This is a genomic window from Fulvivirga sp., from assembly GCF_040220315.1.
In the GTDB taxonomy this organism is placed as follows: Bacteria; Bacteroidota; Bacteroidia; order Cytophagales; family Cyclobacteriaceae; genus Fulvivirga.
In genome coordinates this window covers 1-1,865 of the sequence record NZ_JAVJUY010000020.1, presented here as the reverse complement: position 1 = coordinate 1,865, position 1,865 = coordinate 1, and the positions used below count along the sequence as shown (strand labels likewise).

The following is a 1,865-nucleotide window of genomic DNA, read 5'->3' as shown; positions in this document are numbered from 1 at the left end:
TCGCCATCGCGATCTGGCCCGAGCCATCGAGCGCGTCGCCTTTTCTATTATATCATAATACATCAATTTGAGTTCAGTAGGCTGACTTTAACTGACAACTATATTACAATTTCCTATCCTCATTCAATTTTCCTTTCTGCTAAAAGAATCCCAATTGATTCGATTTATGAAATAACTTTTAACTATGATCCCGGACCTTATCGAAGTCCTCATATAATGATTCGACAAAAAAAGAATGCTAAGACCAAATGTTACATTGATTTGAGTGAATTTGAAAACTTGGAGAATCATCTGACAGATTTATCGGTAAGGTGGGTTCAGATTAATGACTAATAAAAAACTTATCGCTAACATCAACTAAAACGGCATGGCGGGCTATTGGCGGATTGACAAGTCAATCCTTTTTACTACTTTTAGGCGGACGTTTTGGTCTGCACTTCGTTTGACCGCCACGTCCGTTTAGTAAGAGCGTTGTACTGCATGATTTGCATTAACTGATTTAAAATACGAGCTATTTCGTGAACGAACTACTTAATTTAGCCATCATAATTACATTGCTGTTAATATCACCATATGTTGGTGTTCTGGTTATATGGCTTTTTAAGCGAAAAAATAAGACAATAAAAGAGCTAATGAATAATGGATATGGCTTAGCTCATGGAAAGCTCGGTCTAATTGTAATAATTGGACTTATCGTACTATTTCGATACCTAGAAATCATACCTAACTCATGGCCATAACTTGATTATTCTTACTCTGTAGGTGATTCGACAATACAGAAAAACGCAGTACAACATGCTGTAAGAGCGCATTTGGTCTTCACCGTGCGAAGTCCTAAATGCTTTGGTGCGGCTGACCCGCACGTTTTGGGTTAGCATTTCACATCCACTTTCATCTCTTAACTTGTGGACAATTTATAAGGACGGGGTGTTTCAAGCTGCTTGCATTGCGACTAGGTTCTAAACCCAAATCGTGCTAGTTTTATGCCCTGTAAAACAAGTAAACAAACGCGCCTTACAGGGGCGTTGTAGGCCATCTAAACATTGACAATTTGAGATTAGTCATTCCAATTCTTCTCGTAGCCCTTTGCTTCGTAGCACATGGACAAGATTTGAAGAATAAAATTCATGAAGTTGACACATTAAGTTTAGGCGTATTTGAATTTAAAAAGGTATTGCGATACTCATTTGAAAATGCCACAATTTGTATAAATGCTGAAGCTTATATTAATGACATAAAACAACTTCACAAGAGATATAAAAGTAAGGTACTTAGAGCCGAAAAGAATGACGCAATGTTGCCAAGTTATGAAAAGAAACTTCAGTTCATTGACTCACTTTTATCATCCTTAAAAACTCAAATTAGAAAAATTGACACCATCAATCTGTCACATCAGAAGTTTATTAAAGTAGAGCTTAGAAGTCCAACTGATTTTGATGAGTACATTGATAGGAATGATTGCGCTGTCTATAATAAAGAAGGAGTTAGGCAATTCAGAATAATCAGGCAAAAAGCATCATATCATTGTGGTCCACTTTGCGGTTGGGGCGGAAGACTATACTTTCTTCTATATCAAGATGATTATTTTCTTAAAGCAACCGATTGGGTGAGCTAGAAAAAAACGGCCTACAACATAATGTAAAGAGCGCATTTGGTCTTCACCGTGCGAAGTTCATAAGTACTTCTGTGCGGCTCGGCCGCACGTTTTGGGTTAGCATTTCACATCCACTTTCATCTCTTAACTTGTGGACGATTTATAAGGACGGGGTGTCATAAGCTGCTTGTAGCTGAACTAGGTTCTAAACCCAAATCGTGCTAGTTTTATACCTTGAACAAAGTAAACAAACGCGCCTTACAGAGGCGTT

1 protein-coding gene is annotated in these 1,865 nt (G+C 37.8%); it reads left to right on the top strand.

What is annotated here, in order from left to right:
• Window positions 1-1,051 precede the first annotated feature (1,051 nt).
• The gene (locus tag RLO81_RS00785; RefSeq protein ID WP_350105810.1) at window positions 1,052-1,615 is read left to right on the top strand and encodes a hypothetical protein; all 564 of its coding nucleotides are present in this window, start codon (window positions 1,052-1,054) and stop codon (window positions 1,613-1,615) included.
• The last annotated feature ends 250 nt before the right edge of the window (window positions 1,616-1,865 follow it).